This is a genomic window from Parazoarcus communis SWub3 = DSM 12120, assembly GCF_003226565.1.
In the GTDB taxonomy this organism is placed as follows: domain Bacteria; phylum Pseudomonadota; class Gammaproteobacteria; order Burkholderiales; family Rhodocyclaceae; genus Parazoarcus; species Parazoarcus communis.
The window spans coordinates 1-15,058 of record NZ_QKOE01000025.1; the positions used below are offsets into that span (position 1 = coordinate 1).

The 15,058-nt window shown below is 62.2% G+C and carries 14 protein-coding genes; 8 read left to right on the forward strand and 6 right to left on the reverse strand.

The genetic code is table 11. From position 1 onward, the window contains the following. From DNK49_RS20660 to DNK49_RS20670, 3 genes are all read left to right on the forward strand, one after another. Window positions 1-257, forward strand: a 257-nt coding sequence (locus DNK49_RS20660) for an ABC transporter ATP-binding protein C-terminal domain-containing protein (RefSeq protein ID WP_481345587.1), incomplete at its 5' end; no start/stop codon positions are given. Window positions 258-472: 215 nt separating this feature from the next. Then, a complete protein-coding gene (locus DNK49_RS20665; RefSeq protein ID WP_110529424.1) occupies window positions 473-1,483 on the forward strand; it encodes a ketopantoate reductase family protein in 1,011 nt (336 codons plus the stop codon). A gap of 39 nt (window positions 1,484-1,522) precedes the next feature. Continuing rightward, window positions 1,523-2,296, forward strand: a complete 774-nt coding sequence (locus DNK49_RS20670) for a class II aldolase/adducin family protein (protein WP_110529311.1) — start codon at window positions 1,523-1,525, stop codon at window positions 2,294-2,296. Window positions 2,297-2,407: 111 nt separating this feature from the next. Here the strand turns inward: DNK49_RS20670 and DNK49_RS20675 are convergent, their stop codons facing one another. Together DNK49_RS20675 and DNK49_RS20680 are read right to left on the reverse strand one after the other, a co-directional pair. Continuing rightward, window positions 2,408-2,821, reverse strand: a complete 414-nt coding sequence (locus DNK49_RS20675) for a PIN domain-containing protein (RefSeq protein ID WP_165843399.1) — start codon at window positions 2,819-2,821, stop codon at window positions 2,408-2,410. Next, window positions 2,802-3,038 carry a hypothetical protein gene (locus tag DNK49_RS20680; protein ID WP_110529317.1) on the reverse strand — a complete coding sequence of 79 codons (237 nt, stop codon included), beginning with the start codon at window positions 3,036-3,038 and terminating at the stop codon, window positions 2,802-2,804. The genes DNK49_RS20675 and DNK49_RS20680 overlap by 20 nt, the downstream gene beginning before the upstream one ends. A 487-nt stretch (window positions 3,039-3,525) precedes the next feature. Between DNK49_RS20680 and DNK49_RS20690 the strand changes: the two genes are divergently transcribed. After that, the gene (locus DNK49_RS20690; RefSeq protein ID WP_110529323.1) at window positions 3,526-4,938 is read left to right on the forward strand and encodes an aminotransferase-like domain-containing protein; all 1,413 of its coding nucleotides are present in this window, start codon (window positions 3,526-3,528) and stop codon (window positions 4,936-4,938) included. 259 nt (window positions 4,939-5,197) lie between these two features. Here DNK49_RS20690 and DNK49_RS20695 read toward each other — a convergent pair whose 3' ends face one another. Continuing rightward, window positions 5,198-5,524 (reverse strand): hypothetical protein, encoded by a 327-nt coding sequence (locus tag DNK49_RS20695; protein WP_133255138.1) that lies wholly within the window; start codon window positions 5,522-5,524, stop codon window positions 5,198-5,200. Between the two features lie 313 nt (window positions 5,525-5,837). Between DNK49_RS20695 and ccoG the strand changes: the two genes are divergently transcribed. Genes ccoG through DNK49_RS20715 form a run of 4 tightly spaced genes read left to right on the forward strand, consistent with a single transcriptional unit; the run spans window position 5,838 to window position 10,340 of the window. Then, window positions 5,838-7,247 (forward strand): cytochrome c oxidase accessory protein CcoG, encoded by a 1,410-nt coding sequence (gene ccoG, locus DNK49_RS20700; RefSeq protein ID WP_110529328.1) that lies wholly within the window; start codon window positions 5,838-5,840, stop codon window positions 7,245-7,247. Between the two features lie 16 nt (window positions 7,248-7,263). Then, window positions 7,264-8,934: a nitrite/sulfite reductase gene (locus DNK49_RS20705; protein ID WP_110529427.1), complete on the forward strand. Its 1,671-nt coding sequence runs from the start codon at window positions 7,264-7,266 to the stop codon at window positions 8,932-8,934. After that, window positions 8,918-9,430 (forward strand): DUF934 domain-containing protein, encoded by a 513-nt coding sequence (locus tag DNK49_RS20710; RefSeq protein ID WP_110529331.1) that lies wholly within the window; start codon window positions 8,918-8,920, stop codon window positions 9,428-9,430. Before DNK49_RS20705 ends, DNK49_RS20710 begins: the two co-directional genes overlap by 17 nt. Next, window positions 9,411-10,340: a DMT family transporter gene (locus DNK49_RS20715; protein WP_243632465.1), complete on the forward strand. Its 930-nt coding sequence runs from the start codon at window positions 9,411-9,413 to the stop codon at window positions 10,338-10,340. Before DNK49_RS20710 ends, DNK49_RS20715 begins: the two co-directional genes overlap by 20 nt. Window positions 10,341-10,574: 234 nt before the next feature. Here the strand turns inward: DNK49_RS20715 and DNK49_RS20720 are convergent, their stop codons facing one another. The 3 genes from DNK49_RS20720 to DNK49_RS20730 all read right to left on the reverse strand — a co-directional run bounded on the left by DNK49_RS20720 (window position 10,575) and on the right by DNK49_RS20730 (window position 15,043). After that, complete coding sequence (locus DNK49_RS20720) at window positions 10,575-11,999, reverse strand: aldehyde dehydrogenase family protein (protein ID WP_110529334.1); 1,425 nt, start codon at window positions 11,997-11,999, stop codon at window positions 10,575-10,577. Between the two features lie 14 nt (window positions 12,000-12,013). Next, window positions 12,014-12,856 (reverse strand): transporter, encoded by an 843-nt coding sequence (locus tag DNK49_RS20725; RefSeq protein ID WP_110529336.1) that lies wholly within the window; start codon window positions 12,854-12,856, stop codon window positions 12,014-12,016. A gap of 69 nt (window positions 12,857-12,925) precedes the next feature. After that, window positions 12,926-15,043 carry a PQQ-dependent dehydrogenase, methanol/ethanol family gene (locus DNK49_RS20730; RefSeq protein ID WP_110529338.1) on the reverse strand — a complete coding sequence of 706 codons (2,118 nt, stop codon included), beginning with the start codon at window positions 15,041-15,043 and terminating at the stop codon, window positions 12,926-12,928. Window positions 15,044-15,058 lie beyond the last annotated feature (15 nt).

Genomic DNA, 15,058 nt, shown 5'->3' on the forward strand with positions numbered 1-15,058 from the left:
AGCCGAGCCTGGGGCTGGCGCCGCTGATCGTGCGCGAGATCTTCCGGATCATTGCCGAGCTGCGCCGTCGCGGGGTGTCGATCCTGCTGGTGGAGCAGAACGCACGGGCGGCGCTGCAGGTGGCCGACTACGCCTATGTGCTCGAGACCGGGCAGGTGGCAATGGAGGGGCCGGCGGCGCAGTTGAAGGACGACCCGCGGGTGATCGAGGCCTACCTCGGTCTGGGCGGGAAGCATCAGGAGATGCTGGCAACCTGAGTCCGTGGGCGACGAACCCTGAACCGCCCCCACAACGGCAAGGAGACGGGACACCGCCCACTTCGTCACATCCGTGTCTATCTTCAAGATAACGGTGTGCGAAGACACCGGGCAACCCGTCCCGACCCAACCCACGCGACGCCCCGCCATACCCCGGCGGAGCGGACGCAAACCGGCGCATGGGCCACCCCCGTGCGCCTCACATGGAGCTGAACATGACTTCCGACCGAAGTCCCAGAATCTGCATCGCAGGTGCCGGCGCCATTGGCGGCACCATTGCCGCCCGCCTGGCCAAGGCCGGCCTCGATGTCAGCGTGCTCGCCCGCGGCGCCACGCTGGAGGCACTGCGCCGCGACGGCATCACCCTGACCGACCTTGAAGGCACCCACCAGGTACCGGTACGCGCGAGCGACCAGGCTGATTTCGGTGTGCAGGACGTGATCTTCGTCTGCGCCAAGGCGCAGGACCTGCCCGCGATGATGCCGAAACTGACCCCGTTGATCGGCGAACACACTATCGTCGTGCCCGCAGTAAACGGCGTGCCATGGTGGTATTTTCACGGCGACAGCGGTCGCTTTGCGGGCGAACCGGTACATGCAGTAGACCCGGACGGCATCCTTGCTGCCACCCTGCCCGGCCGGCATGTGATCGGCTGTGTCGTGTTCATCACCGCAGAATCCCCTCAGCCGGGGCATGTGATTGCACGCAATCCGCACCTGATCATGTTCGGCGAACCGGATCATCGCGTCAGCGACCGCCTGCGCACACTGTGCGCCACCATCGAGCGTGGCGGTATCGAAGCCCGTCCGCTCGATCGCATCCGCGACAAGCTGTGGACCAAGATCATTGCCAACATCAGCACCAACCCGCTGTCGGTGATCAGTGGCGCCACGCTGGAAGAGCTCTACACCCGCCCGGAGCTGAAAGAGACCGTCGTTGCCATCATGCGCGAGGTGCTGCTGGTGGCGGCCAGCTACGGTGCGAGGGTCGAGATCGACCCGCTGACCTTTGTCGAACTGGGTGCCGCCATGGGCCCGGTACGGACCTCGATGCTGCAGGACTACGAGCGCCGCCGTCCGCTGGAGCTGGCTGCAATTGGCGACGCGGTACTGGAACTGGCACAACGCTTCGACATTCCGATGCCGGTTACCCGCAAGGTGATCGACCTCGCCCGTTTCCGCGGCACGCATCCCCACGACCCGCAGGCAGTCGCCGCAAGCGCCTGAGTTCCCCTCTCCCTCCCTCTCAGATCCAAGGAACACGACATGAACGCAGCCATCCACCCGGCCGTCGTCAAGCCGGCACACTGCAGCGATGAAGAATGGGCCCTGCGCATCCAGCTCGCCGAGTGCTATCACCTGGTCGATTATTTCGGCTGGACCGAGACCATCTTCAACCACATCTCCGCCCGCCTGCCCGGCGGCGACAACTATTACCTGGTGAACCCCTTCGGCCTGAACTACACCGAAGTCACCCCAGCCAACTTGCTGAAGGTCGATCTGCAGGGTAACAAGGTCGAGCCTTCGCCCTACGATGCCAACCCCGCCGGCTTCGCCCTGCACAGCGCCATTCACGGCGCCCGTGAGGATATCCATTGCGTGATCCACACCCACACCAATGCGGTGTCGGCAGTGGCCAACAAGAAGGCCGGTTTCAGCCACGACAACTTCTACGGTGCCCAACTGTACGGCCGCGTCGGCTACCACACCTTTGAGGGCATCACCCTGTTCCCCGAAGAGAAGGTGCGCATGCTCGCCAGCCTGGGTGACAAGCACATCCTGGTCCTGCGCAACCACGGCGTGGCCGTCGGCGAAATGGACATCGCCAAGACCTTCTTCCTGCTCTGGACGGTGCAGCGCGCCGCAGAGATCCAGTGCCACGCCGGCATGATCCCCGGTGAGGACAACCCGCTGCCCGCCGAGATCGGCCAGAAATGCGCCGACCTGACCCAGATGCTGATCCGCGACAGCGGCTTCGCGGTGAAGTTTTTTGAGGCGATGGTGCGCAAGATGCGCGCCGAGCGCGGCGCACTGTGGTGATCGACTGAGGTGGGACGGTGCCACACGTCCGGGTGGCACCGTCCCGCCAGGGCAGCAAGCTCCGTCCCTGTCATCAATGCGTCGATTCCATTTCCAGCCGCGGGCAGTCACTCAGACGAGTGGGTTGAGGATGCGGATACCCGGCAAGGTGTGCCCGTCATGCATGTCTTCGCTGAGCAAGGTATCGCATCCGGCTTCGATGGCGGCAGCAACGATAAGGCTATCCCAGTAGGCGAGGCGGTGAGCGTTGCGCAGATCGAGTGCGAGCAGGTGCCACTGCGCAGAGGGAATATGCAGCCGGCAATCGGATTGCAACTGTTCGATGAATGGACGAAGCTCGGCATCCTGCCAACCTTGTTTTCGCCGCAGAACAAAACCGAGTTCATTGATGATCTGTGGAGTGATCAACACTGACTCGGTGGCCTGAATGGCTTGCTGCGCACGCTCGTGCCGGCTTGGATCACCGCTTGTTGGACGTGTCAGTGCGTAGACCCAGATATTGGTATCAACGCAGACGGTCGTCATAGAGTTCATCCCTTTCGAAACTGGGGTCGACGTCGGAGTTACGGGTAAAGCGCTGAAACAACTCCGACCACCGTGGCTTCGGCGTGTCGACGTCCGCGTTGTCCGATTGAGCGCCCTCCAGCGGCCAGAAGATGACCTCCACCTTGCGATGGCGAAGCTCCTCCGGGATTGGAATGTAGGCCGGGGTGTCTTCGTAGATGACGCGAGCGGGATTCATGGCAGCTCCTTTCAGAAGATCGCGCGTTTTGTTAGTCCCTCATACCACTTCGCGATGCCGATCTGGTGGGCTAACAGGCGCTGCAGGTCGACGAAGTATGGGGGTTCGTGCAAAAAGCCCGGCTTTGAGTGCCCGGTCCAATTCGCGGTCCACACTGGACAGCGAGGCGGCCAGATCCCTGCGGCGGAACACTTTGCTGGCATGCTGTCGGGCGCCCTTGACCAGGCGGAAATGATCGACCGAAACAGTAGCAGGCATTGCAAAAATCCTTAATGACGTTTCATGCAGTATGACATGAGTGGCGGTGGATCTGCTGCAGCCGGACCCGTTGGCTAGCCGGAATGACCTTGAGCAGTCCGGACTTGAGGCGGGTGAGCTAGGCGCCCGCGTCAGCGGCAGCCCCTGCACGCATCATTTTGATGGACACCCTCACGGTGACTACATGGAAGCGCTGCCTGCACCTGCCACACACTGCTAGCATTCGCCCATGAGCCTCTATCAAGACCTCGCCGACCGCACTGCCCGGCTGATTGCCGACGGCGTGTTGCGCCCCGGCGACCGCCTGCCTTCAATCCGGCAGACCTGCAGGTCGAATGCAATCAGCCCGGTCACGGTCACCCAGGCCTACCAGTTGCTGGAACAGCGAGGCTTGATCGAAGCACGGCCAAAGTCCGGCTATTTCGTCCGCGCACGACTGGGGAGTTCGCTGCCGGAACCGGACATGACCCATCCGGTCGGCGGATCGACTGCGCTCCAGGTCAGCGACTTCATCTTCCAGATCCTCGACAGCGTCCGTGATCCGGCCGTCGTGCCGCTGGGCTCGAGCTTTCCGAGCCCGCACCTGTTTCCACTCGACAAGCTGGGGCGCTTCCTTGCCTCTGCGGCGCGTCGGCTGGACCCGCTGGCCACGGTCACCGACCTGCCACCGGGCAACGAGGCGTTACGCCGGCAGCTTGCGCTACGCTATCTCGCCCATGGTGCGTCAGTGTCACCGCAGGAAATCATCGTCACTTCAGGGGCTCTGGAGGGGATCAACCTCTGCCTGCAGGCGCTGACTCAACCGGGCGATCTGATCGCAGTCGAGTCCCCCACTTTCTATGCCGGCCTGCAGGCGAGCGAGCGGCTTGGACTGAGGGTCATCGAGATTCCCAGCCATCCGCGTGAAGGGGTCAATCTGGCGGCGCTGGCCGATACGCTGCGCCACCATCCGGTGAAGGCCTGCCTGTTCATGCTCAACTTTGCCAATCCGACCGGCAGCCGGGTGTCAGATGACAACAAGCGGGCCCTGATCGAGTTGCTGCACACGCATCAGGTGCCGCTGATCGAAGACGACGTCTACGCGGAACTGCACTTCGACGCCTCGGCCCCCCTTTGCAGCAAGGCTGTGGACCATGACGGGCTGGTACTGCACGTGTCCTCGTTCTCAAAATGCCTTGCTCCAGGATATCGCCTGGGCTGGGTCGCCGCCGGGCGCTACGCGCAAGCGGTACAGCGGCAAAAATATGCAACCAGCCTGGCGACCACGGTTCCCGTACAGATCGCGGTGGCTGAATACCTGAAGCACGGCGGTTTCGACCTGCACCTTCGCCGCCTGCGCCAGCAACTGGCCACGCAGGAGAGACAACTGGTGGCCGACATCGAGGCATTGTTCCCGGCAGGCACGCGCCTTGCCCGACCCGGGGGCGGCTACTTCGTCTGGCTGGAACTACCCGGTCACGTCGACACCCTGCGCCTGCACGAGGACGCGCTTGCGCGCCGCATCAGCATTGCGCCCGGCCCTCTCTTCTCCGCAAAGCGCGAGTTCAGCCACTACCTGCGGCTGAACTTCGGCCACCCCGCAAACGCGCAACAGCGGGATGCCCTTGCGACCCTGGGTGATTTGATCCGCAATCAATCTTGATATCTGACTCCCGCCTGGTTGTTGTAGTTGGTTCCGGCGAGTGCATCGAGCCCATCGGCAATCCAAGCTTGCACGGGAGTGTTGTCATTGAGCCACGAGCCGATGGTGTACCCCAGTCCAAACGCCGACCCCAGAACCCCCCATCCTTTGAATGACTCCACAGCAATCCTGGCATCCATCCGTGGATGTAGGTTTGTAGGTGGAGCCAAACCCCCCGAAACCACTTCCAGATCCTTGACTGCAAGCTCTCTCATAATATTCACCCGCCCAAGATTGCAATGAAAACACCGAGAATCATGACAACAAAACCCGAATGCCCTAAAAAGTCCCCCAAATTTGGTTCATGATCCCGAAGTACGAGGGCACGCCATTCAAAACGCTGAACGACTCTCTCGGGATTGATACTTACCCCATAGATGCTCAATCCAGCACCGATACCAATCAGTCCCACGCCGGAATTTCCAGCACTGAGCAGATCGCCCCCCACCCATACTGAGACGATAGACATCGCGATCAACACGTTTCTTGCCATTGATACGCTGAAACGACATGCCGAAGTCTTTCTCCCCCCTTTTGCACGAACCATCTGCCTCACCTCGGGAAATTGCTATCGACCTAACCGAACATGTACAGATCATACTTAAAAGACCATGCACATAACATCCTGCACATGTAGGGTGGAATCGATTCTCGAAGCCTCTCCACGACAGACTAATTGACCATTTACCTTTTTTTTTGCACCCGGATCTGGTAGAAAACGGAACCCCACCCATCAACGACTTTGTCCTTCGGCAGACACCCTTCCAATCTGTACCTATCAAAAATCGCACAATCTGAATCTGCCCTCATTTTCGTCTGAATGATGTACTGCGCGCCATTGTCAGACGTGGAGCAGGTGCATGAATCAGACTGTGAGCAAGGCGCGGGAAGCCAGGCTGGCGTTCTACCGCAAGCAAGGGACGGTGCACGCGAAGTCGGTGGAGGGTCGCTTCAACACCGCACGCTGGGCCATGGTGTGGCTGACCCAGATCGTGTTCTACGGCGCATGCTGGCTGCCATGGACGACCGAGACGGGCACGCGCCAGGCGATCCTGTTCGATATCGCCAATGAAAAACTTTATCTCTTCGACCTGGTGCTGTGGCCGCAGGATGCCTTGCTGCTGGCCTTCTGCCTGATTCTGGCGGCGACCGCGCTGTTTTTCGTGACTGCGTTGGCAGGTCGCCTGTTCTGTGGGTTTGCTTGTCCGCAAACGGTCTATACCTCGATCTTCGTCTGGATCGAACGCAGCATCGAGGGGGATCACCTCGCCCGCCAGCGCCTGGATGCCAGTCCGGCATCGATACACAAACTCTTGGTCAAGGCAGCAAAACACAGCATCTGGGTACTGCTCGCAATCTGGACCGCCATCACCTTTGTCGGCTACTTCACTCCGATCCACGACCTGCTGCCGGCCGTTGCCAACCTGCAGACCGGGCCCTGGGAGGCTTTCTGGCTGATCCTCTACGCCACGTTCACCTATGTGCAGGCCGGCCTGGCGCGGGAGGCCGTTTGCCAGCACATGTGTCCGTACTCGCGCTTCCAGGGCGTGATGATCGACGCCGACACCACCAGCGTCAGCTACGACCCGCTTCGCGGCGAACCCCGCGGCGCACTGCGTCGCTCGGGCAAAGGCGGCACCAGCGGCGACTGTATCGATTGCGGGGTCTGTGTGCAGGTCTGCCCGACCGGCATCGACATCCGCGATGGTCTGCAATACCAGTGCATCAACTGTGGGCTGTGCATCGATGGCTGCAACCAGGTGATGGACAAGATCGACGCCCCACGCGGCCTGATCCGCTTCATGAGCGAAAACGATGTGGCCGGCAAACCGACGACGCCCGGCCGGCACCTGCTGCGCCCACGAGTGCTGATCTACGCCGGCCTGTTGCTGCTGTTTTGCGCCCTGACGGGGTGGACGCTGAGCGAACGGGTGCTGCTGCGGGTGGATGTACTGCGTGATCGAGGCAGCTTGCTGCGTGAGACTGCGGAAGGCCTGATCGAAAACACCTACACACTCAAGCTCATCAACATGGAAGAGACGCAGCGCAGTTTCCGCATCGGTGTCAGTGGCCTGCCCGGGCTGCGCATCGACGGCACCGACACCTTCACGGTAGAGCCCGGCAGCCTGCGAACGGTATCACTGACCGTGTCAGCGCCGCTGACGGATCAACTTGCCGGTGTGCAAGCGATCGAGTTCACCACTGCGGCCCTGCATGATGGCAGCCAGCCCGTCCGAGAGAAAAGCACCTTCATCCTGCCGCCCCGCTGAACGGAGCATGACCGCCATGTATCGCTACAACGAAACCGATCAACGCCTCGTCGACGACCGTGTCCGCCAGTTCCGCGACCAGATGCAGCGGCATCTGGCAGGCAAGCTCAACGAAGACGAGTTTCGCCCGCTCCGGCTGCAGAATGGCCTGTATCTGCAGCGTCACGCCCCCATGCTGCGCGTGGCCATCCCGTATGGCACGCTGTCCAGCCAGCAGATGCGTACCCTGGCGCATATCGCGCGTACCTGGGACCGGGGCTATGGTCACTTCACCACGCGCAGCAACATTCAGTTCAACTGGGTACGCTTCGCCGAAGTGCCGGACATCCTCGCCTTGCTTGCCACCGCACAGATGCACGCCATCCAGACGTCGGGCAACTGCATCCGGAACATCACAACCGACCAGTTCGCCGGGGTCGCACACGACGAGATTCTGGACCCGCGACCGTATTGCGAGATCGTCCGCCAATGGTCCGCGCTGGCGCCGGAATTTCAGTTCCTGCCGCGCAAGTTCAAGATCGCCATCGCCGGAGGTGAGGAAGACCGTGCTGCGGTCCGGTTTCACGACATTGGCGCGCGCGCACGACTCAACGAACGGGGTGAGGCGGGTTTCGAGATCCATGTCGGTGGTGGCCTGGGTCGTACCCCGATGGTCGGCCACTGCATCATGCCCTTCCTGCCGCGCGCCGAACTGCTGAACTATTTCGAAGCCATTCTGCGCGTCTATAACCGCCACGGACGACGTGACAACAAGTACAAGGCACGCATCAAGATCCTGGTAAAGGATCTGACCGTAGAGGGCTTTGCCAATGAGGTCGATACCGAATGGCAGCATTCACGGGGCTCGGGTCAGCGCATCCCCGAATCCACCTTCAAGCGCATGGAAGCCTTCTTCGCCCCTCCCATGTATGGCGATGTCCGTGCCACCGACGCGGCCTTCGTCGCACCGCTCGCCGAAAATCGTCCCTTTGCACGCTGGGTCGAACGCAACGTCGCACCGCATCGTCATCCAGGCCATGGCATTGTCACGCTTTCGCTTAAAAGGACGGGAGTGCCCCCCGGCGATGCAACCGCGGATCAGATGGATCTGGTCGCCGATCTGGCAGATCGCTTCAGCGCAGGCGAGATCCGGGTCAGCCATGAACAGAACCTGATCCTGCCCAACGTACCACTCCGTGAGCTCTATCCGCTGTGGGAAATCATCCGCACACAAGGACTGGCGACGCCCAACATTGGCTTGCTGACCGATGTTGTGTGCTGCCCAGGTGGCGACTTCTGCTCACTGGCAAACGCCAAGTCGCTACCCGTGGCTGCGGCCATCCAGGCACGCTTCGACGATCTGGACTACCTGTTCGACCTCGGCCCGGTGGAATTGAACATTTCTGGCTGCGTGAATGCATGCGGGCATCACCACATCGGACATATCGGCATCCTGGGCGTCGATAAGAACAACGAAGAGTGGTACCAGGTCACGCTGGGCGGGAGCGAAGGAACACGCTCGCAGTTGGGCAAGGTCATCGGTCCATCGTTTGCCGCCAGCGATATCCCCGATGTCATCGAACAGCTGATGCAGACCTATGTCCGTGAGCGGCACCCCGAAGAGCCTTTCATCGACACACTCGAACGTATCGGACTCGACCCCTTCAAGCACGCTGTCTACGGAGAACGCCATGAAAAGGCTCATTAAAGGTGGCCTGGTCGTACCCGACGAATGGGAACGACTGTCCAACGAAGACCTCGACGCCGTCGTCCTGCAACCGGACGGACCACTGCAGATCCTGCCGCTGGCTCACTATCGCCAGCATGCGGAAACGCTCCGGGTGCAGCACCCGCGCATCGGCATCTGGCTCGGCCCGGATGATGAGCCCGAAGCCATTGCGCCCTACCTCAACGATATCCGCCTCATTGCAATCCACTTCCCGGTATTCACCGACGGCCGCGGCTACTCCACCGCACGCCTGCTGCGAAGCCGCTTCGGCTTCACCGGAGAACTGCGCGCGGTTGGCGATATCCTGCGCGACCAGCTTTACTTCCTGCATCGGTGCGGTTTCGATGCTTTTTCGTTGCGTGAGGATCAAGATCTGCTGGCGGCGCTGGACGCATTCGGCGACTATGCCTGGTCCCCTTTTTCACCTTCATCGCCAGACACGGAACGAGGCCCGGTTGAATCCACTCCCCATTGAGCGCACGGACACCATCAAGGGTTTGCTGGCCGCACTGCTTGTCGTCATCTGCTGGTCGGGTTTCAATCTCGTGTCCCGCTTCGGTAGTACGGCCAGCTTCACCCCTTTCGACCTTGCCGCCTTGCGCTTCGGTGTATCCGGAACACTTGCCCTGCCCTTTTTCATCAAACTGGTGCCGATGCGCGATTGGCCACACTATGCAGTGCTGGCCGTGTTTGGCGGGCTGGGCTACGGCCTCCTGGTGTACGCCGGATTTGCCTTTGCACCAAGCGCGCATGCCGGCATCTTCGTCAATGGCGGCATCCCGTTCTGGACAGTCGTCATCGTCGCCACGCTCGCGCGCTTTCACATTGCACGCCAGACCGTGCTGGCGCTGTTGTTGTCGACCAGCGGGCTGGTCCTGATCGGCTTTCACAGTCTGCTCGCGCCGTCGTCGGGCGATGCGTGGATCGGCGATGTCCTGTTCCTGGCTGCCGCGTTGAGCTGGGCAATCTTCGGTTTGTTGATGCGTCGCTGGCAGATCCGCCCCCAGCAGGGCATCCTCGGCATCGCCAGTCTGTCGATGGTGGTGTATCTACCGATTTACCTGCTCTGGCTGCCAGGCAACATCGCCCAGGCGGGCTGGGGCGAAATCGGTTTGCAGGCGGTGTATCAGGGCGTCATCGCTGCCCTGCTCGCGGCCGGCATGTACAGCTACGCCAACCAGAAGATCGGTGCCTGCCAGGCGTCGATGATGCTCGCGCTGGTTCCGGCCTTCACGGCGGGGGGTGGCGTTCTGATTCTGGACGAGGTGCTGGGAATCACCACCGTGCTTGGCATTGTGATCGTTTCCCTGGGGGCACTGTTGGGCGCACTGCCTACGGGCGGCATCGACAGTTGGCGCCGCTTGTTCGGCACGATGCGCGGGTGATCCAGGAGCCCCACAATGGGGCAGTACCGGAGAGCCTCGGCACGCGTCAATCGACCTGTACGGATCAAGATCGATCATCGTCTCCCGCACGCGCCTTGTCCTCTACGCCGCTCAAAAAAACCTGCCGTCCAGCCCGGACCGGACTGAACGGCACTGTCCCACACTGGACAAAAACGACCACCCCGCGACACCACATCTCGAGGCGGTCAGGAGGGACTGCGCATTGCGCGCAAGTCAGCGTTTCATGACCTTCACGGTCTGGATCGAGGTGTATTCCTCCAGCCCATAACGTCCAAACTCCACCCCGATGCCGGACTGCTTGACGCCGCCGAAGGGGGCGTCGGGCTGCACGGCGCCATGCTCGTTGACCCACAGCGTTCCGCACTCCAGCCGCATGCCGATCCGGGTTGCATGGTCAATGTCACTGGACCACACCGAACCGCCCAGGCCGTTGTCGTTGTCATTGGCGCGGGCGATGACATCGTCCAGGTCGGTGTAGCGGATCACCGGCAGCACGGGGCCGAACTGCTCTTCGTCCACCACCCGCATGCCGTCGATCGCATCGGCAATGATGGTGGGCGGGTAGAAGTAGCCGTCCCCGGTCGGCATTTCCCCGCCGGACAGGATGCGGGCGCCGCGGGCGCGGGCATCCTCGACCAGTTCGTGCACATACCGCAGCTGCGCCTTGTTCTGCACCGGACCCAGCTGGGTATCGGACATCATGCCGTCGCCCACCACCGCTTCGCGGGCGATGCGCGCCAGTTCGCTGACCACCTCGTCGTAGAGGCTGTCATGCACATAAAGGCGTTTGAGGCAGGCGCAGGTCTGACCATTGTTGTGAAAGCCAACAGCGAACAGACGTGGCGCCACGGCCTTGGGATCGACATCCGGCAGCACGATGCCGGCATCGTTGCCCCCCAGCTCCAGCGTCAGCCGTTTGAGGTTGCCTGCGGCACTCTGCATGATCTTGCGTCCGGTCGGCGTCGAGCCGGTGAATACGATCTTGTCGATTCCGGGATGCGCCGCCATCGCCGCGCCGATGTCGCGCTCGCCGGTGACGATGTTGAGCACACCCGGCGGCAAGATGGCATTGGCAAGTTCAACAAAGCGCAAGGTGGCCGTCGGGGTCAGTTCGGACGGTTTGATCACCACGGTGTTACCCGCACGCAAGGCCGGCATCACATGCCAGATGGCGATCATCAATGGCCAGTTCCATGGCGTGATCGAGCCAACCACGCCCAAGGGTTTGCGATGCACCTCCACGCGAGCCTCATCGTTGTCCTGGATCACCTCCACCGGCAGCTCCAGTGCGGCGGTCACGCGGGTCCAGGCAATGGCGCCGCCGACTTCCATGCCGGCCCCGACACCATTCAGGCCACCAAGCGGCTTGCCGGTCTCGCGGGTCACCAGCTCCATGAGCTCGGGCATGTTCGCCTCGAGCGCATCGGCCAATGCCAGAATGAGCCGCTGGCGCTCGGCAGCGACGGTGCCACTCCAACCAGGGAAGGCGGCCCGCGCTGCCGCCACTGCACGGTCGACATCGGCCTCGCTCGCTGCAGGCACGACCGCGAATGGCCGCCCGGAAGCCGGGTTGACGACTTCGAGTCCGCGTACCGCAGACACGGCCTTGCCGTCGATGATCATGTTGAACTCACGCATGTTGCACTCCCCCTTCAAAAGATCTTGAGCAGACGCGTCTGGATGCCGCGGGTCAGCGGACCTTCCCGCACCTGAGTGTCGTGGCTGTACTGCAGCTGAACCTGCCAGGTGGGGGCGATGAAGGAGGCCCAGGTCAGCGTCAGGTTGCCATTGTTGCGCTCGCTGGCCAGCGTGGTACCGGACAGGCGTTCACGCGCACCCCAGTTGTGACGGTAGGACACCGCCAGATGGGTCGCATCGGAGACGTGATGGCGCAAGTGGGTGTGGATCTGCAGCAGCGGATCGCGCTGACTGCCGGTCTTGCGGTCGTCCTCGTAGAACTCGACCTCGCCAATGGCGTCGACGGACCACTTGGGCGCGAGCTTGCGCACATAGCCCACCTGAAAATCCGCTGCCCAACGATTCTGGCTGAGCGCGAAACCCCTGTTCTTGTCGCTGCCGGTCGGGGCCGTAATGAACACTGACCAGCCGAGATGCTCGCCACGCTCGAAGTCAGCAATGGTCCACAAGGTACCGCCAAAAATCAGGTCGCCAATGCCGGACGTCTTGCTGTCGGCAAGACCGACACGCTGCTGACCGAATGGCAGGATGACCTGCGGGTCGACGATGTAGTCGCCCCAGCGGGTGAAATGGACGTAGCGAAGGAGACCGACGTCAAGCTCGAGATCGAGCTTGTCCGCCACCCGCTTACCACGGCTATAGGCCTTGTCAGCTTCGTGATGCTGATAGTAGAGCAACAGCAGGTCAGTGCCCGGCGGGGCGGCCTGGTAATCGCCGGCATCGGGCTTGACGTCAGCATGAGCCACGCCGGACGTGAGTGCGACAAGGGCCGCCAGGCCGCGTAAGGTCTGTTTCATGGTTCGTCTCCGTTATCGGTGTTATGTGGGTGAAGCAGAAACGGGGAGCCCGGGGCTCCCCGGTGGGATTCAGGGTCGAGCACGGGCCGTTTCCTGCCGCAGGTCGTGCGCACGCTTGATCAGGTATTGATGAATACGCTCGGCATCGGCGTCGGACACCGTACCCGCAAAGGGTGGCATGCCCTTGGCGGCGCGCGCCCCCATCAGCACGATGTCCTTGAACTGGGCATGCTTGCGCGCATCGAGGTAGCGCAGGTCAGGCAGCACACCGCCGGAAATCGCATTCAAGCCGTGGCAGCTGCCGCAGAAGCCGTTGTACAGCGTGCGGCCGGCGGCAATGTCCTCGGCGCTGGCGGTGACTGCCGGCGGTTGTGGCACCGCTTGCGGCAACTGCGCCGGTGGCGGCAATACCGCCTTGCCACCCAGCTTGTAGGTCAGGACCCGAGCTTCGGGCTGCACCTTGGCTTCAAGCGACAAGGGCCCCAGAATCAGCGGAAAGGTGCCGCCCCAACCGGCCATGAAGGTCACGTACTGTTCGCCATCAACCTCATAGGTGACCGGCCCGGCCATGACCCCGGTATTGGCCGGTGACGACCACAGCAGCTTGCCGCTGTCCGCTGCATAAGCGGTGACCCGACCGTCGGCCGTGCCCTGGAACACCAGATTGCCCGCGGTACTCAGCGTGCCACCGTTGTAGATGGTGCGATAGTCCTGCGTCCACGCCGCCTGCTGCCTGACCGGATCCCAGGCCAGCAGCTTGCCCTTGAAGCTGGCGGCAATCTGCTTGACCACCTCGGGATCCTCCGGCAGGTCCGGCACATCCACCCCCAGGTTGACCACCGACTTGTGGGCGATCCGCTGCGGATTGGCAGGTGCCGACAACATGCCGGCGGTCTCCTGCATCGGGATATACACCAGCCCGGTGGCCGGATTGAAGGACATCGGGTGCCAGTTGTGCGCACCGATGAAGGCCGGCGAGATCACCTTCGGCCCCTTCAGGTAGTTGGCCGCCTCCTCGTCCACCACTGGCCGACCGGTGGCGAGATCAACGTGGGTGGCCCAATTGACCGGCGCGAACTTCTCCGCCGACAGCAGCTTGCCGTTGGTTCGGTCAAGGACGTAGAAGAAGCCGTTCTTCGGCGCCTGCATCAGCACCTTACGCTGTTTGCCGTCGATCGGCAGCTCGGCCAGGATGATGTGCTGGGTGGCGGTGTAATCCCACATGTCGCCCGGCGTGGTCTGGTAGTGCCACACGTATTCGCCACTGTCGGGACGCAGGGCGACGATGGAGGACACGAACAGATTGTCGCCCTTGCCTTCGGAGCGGGCCTGGCGGTTCCACCACGACGCATTGCCCGTACCGATGTACAACAGGTCGAGCTCAGGATCGTAGGCCATCGAATCCCACACCGTACCGCCGCCGCCCTGCTTCCAGTACTCGGTACCGTGCCAGGTCTTGCGAGCGATTTCCATCGCGCGATCGTCCTTCTCCTGAGCCGGATCACCAGGCACGGTGTAAAAACGCCAGGCCAGCTTGCCGGTATCGGCATCATAGGCAGACACATAGCCGCGTACGCCGTACTCTGCTCCGCCGTTACCGATCAGCACCTTGCCCTTGACCACGCGTGGCGCACCGGTGATGGTGTAGCTGCGGGCGGGGTCGACCACGGTATCGGTCTCCCACAATTTGCGCCCGTCGCGTGCATCGAGTGCAATCAACCTGCCGTCATAGGCGCCGACATAAACCTTGCCCTGCCACACCGCCACGCCGCGATTGACCACATCGCAACAGCCCTCGGACAGGCGGATGCCGGGCACTTCGGGATCGAACTTCCACAGCAGCGTGCCAGAGCGCGCATCGAAGGCGTAGACAATGCTCTTGGCGCCGGTGGTGTACATCACCCCATCGACCACGATCGGCGTTGCCTCGACGCCTCGATCGATATCAAGCCTGGCGGTCCAGGCCAGGCCCAGTTCGCCAACGTTGCGATCATTGATGCTTTTGAGTGGCGAGTGACGTTGCTCGTCGTAGGTTCGGCCGTGGCTCATCCAGTTACCCGGCTCGCGATCGGCTGCAATGATCCGTGCAGCATCGACCGCGGCCGGCGCACCGGCGGCACTGGCGCCAAACGCCAGCGGAAGGATCAGGCAGGCACCGGCGAGGTGCAGGCGTGACGGCAGTTTCATGTGTCTCCCCATCGT

Bases quoted from the DNA above. Each gene is read 5' to 3' on its own strand.
- DNK49_RS20665 (WP_110529424.1), top strand. From the start codon at position 473: ATGACTTCCGACCGAAGTCCCAGAATCTGCATCGCAGGTGCCGGCGCC.
- DNK49_RS20670 (WP_110529311.1), top strand. From the start codon at position 1,523: ATGAACGCAGCCATCCACCCGGCCGTCGTCAAGCCGGCACACTGCAGC.
- DNK49_RS20675 (WP_165843399.1), bottom strand. From the start codon at position 2,821: ATGACGACCGTCTGCGTTGATACCAATATCTGGGTCTACGCACTGACA.
- DNK49_RS20680 (WP_110529317.1), bottom strand. From the start codon at position 3,038: ATGAATCCCGCTCGCGTCATCTACGAAGACACCCCGGCCTACATTCCA.
- DNK49_RS20690 (WP_110529323.1), top strand. From the start codon at position 3,526: ATGAGCCTCTATCAAGACCTCGCCGACCGCACTGCCCGGCTGATTGCC.
- DNK49_RS20695 (WP_133255138.1), bottom strand. From the start codon at position 5,524: ATGGTTCGTGCAAAAGGGGGGAGAAAGACTTCGGCATGTCGTTTCAGC.
- ccoG (WP_110529328.1), top strand. From the start codon at position 5,838: ATGAATCAGACTGTGAGCAAGGCGCGGGAAGCCAGGCTGGCGTTCTAC.
- DNK49_RS20705 (WP_110529427.1), top strand. From the start codon at position 7,264: ATGTATCGCTACAACGAAACCGATCAACGCCTCGTCGACGACCGTGTC.
- DNK49_RS20710 (WP_110529331.1), top strand. From the start codon at position 8,918: ATGAAAAGGCTCATTAAAGGTGGCCTGGTCGTACCCGACGAATGGGAA.
- DNK49_RS20720 (WP_110529334.1), bottom strand. From the start codon at position 11,999: ATGCGTGAGTTCAACATGATCATCGACGGCAAGGCCGTGTCTGCGGTA.
- DNK49_RS20725 (WP_110529336.1), bottom strand. From the start codon at position 12,856: ATGAAACAGACCTTACGCGGCCTGGCGGCCCTTGTCGCACTCACGTCC.
- DNK49_RS20730 (WP_110529338.1), bottom strand. From the start codon at position 15,043: ATGAAACTGCCGTCACGCCTGCACCTCGCCGGTGCCTGCCTGATCCTT.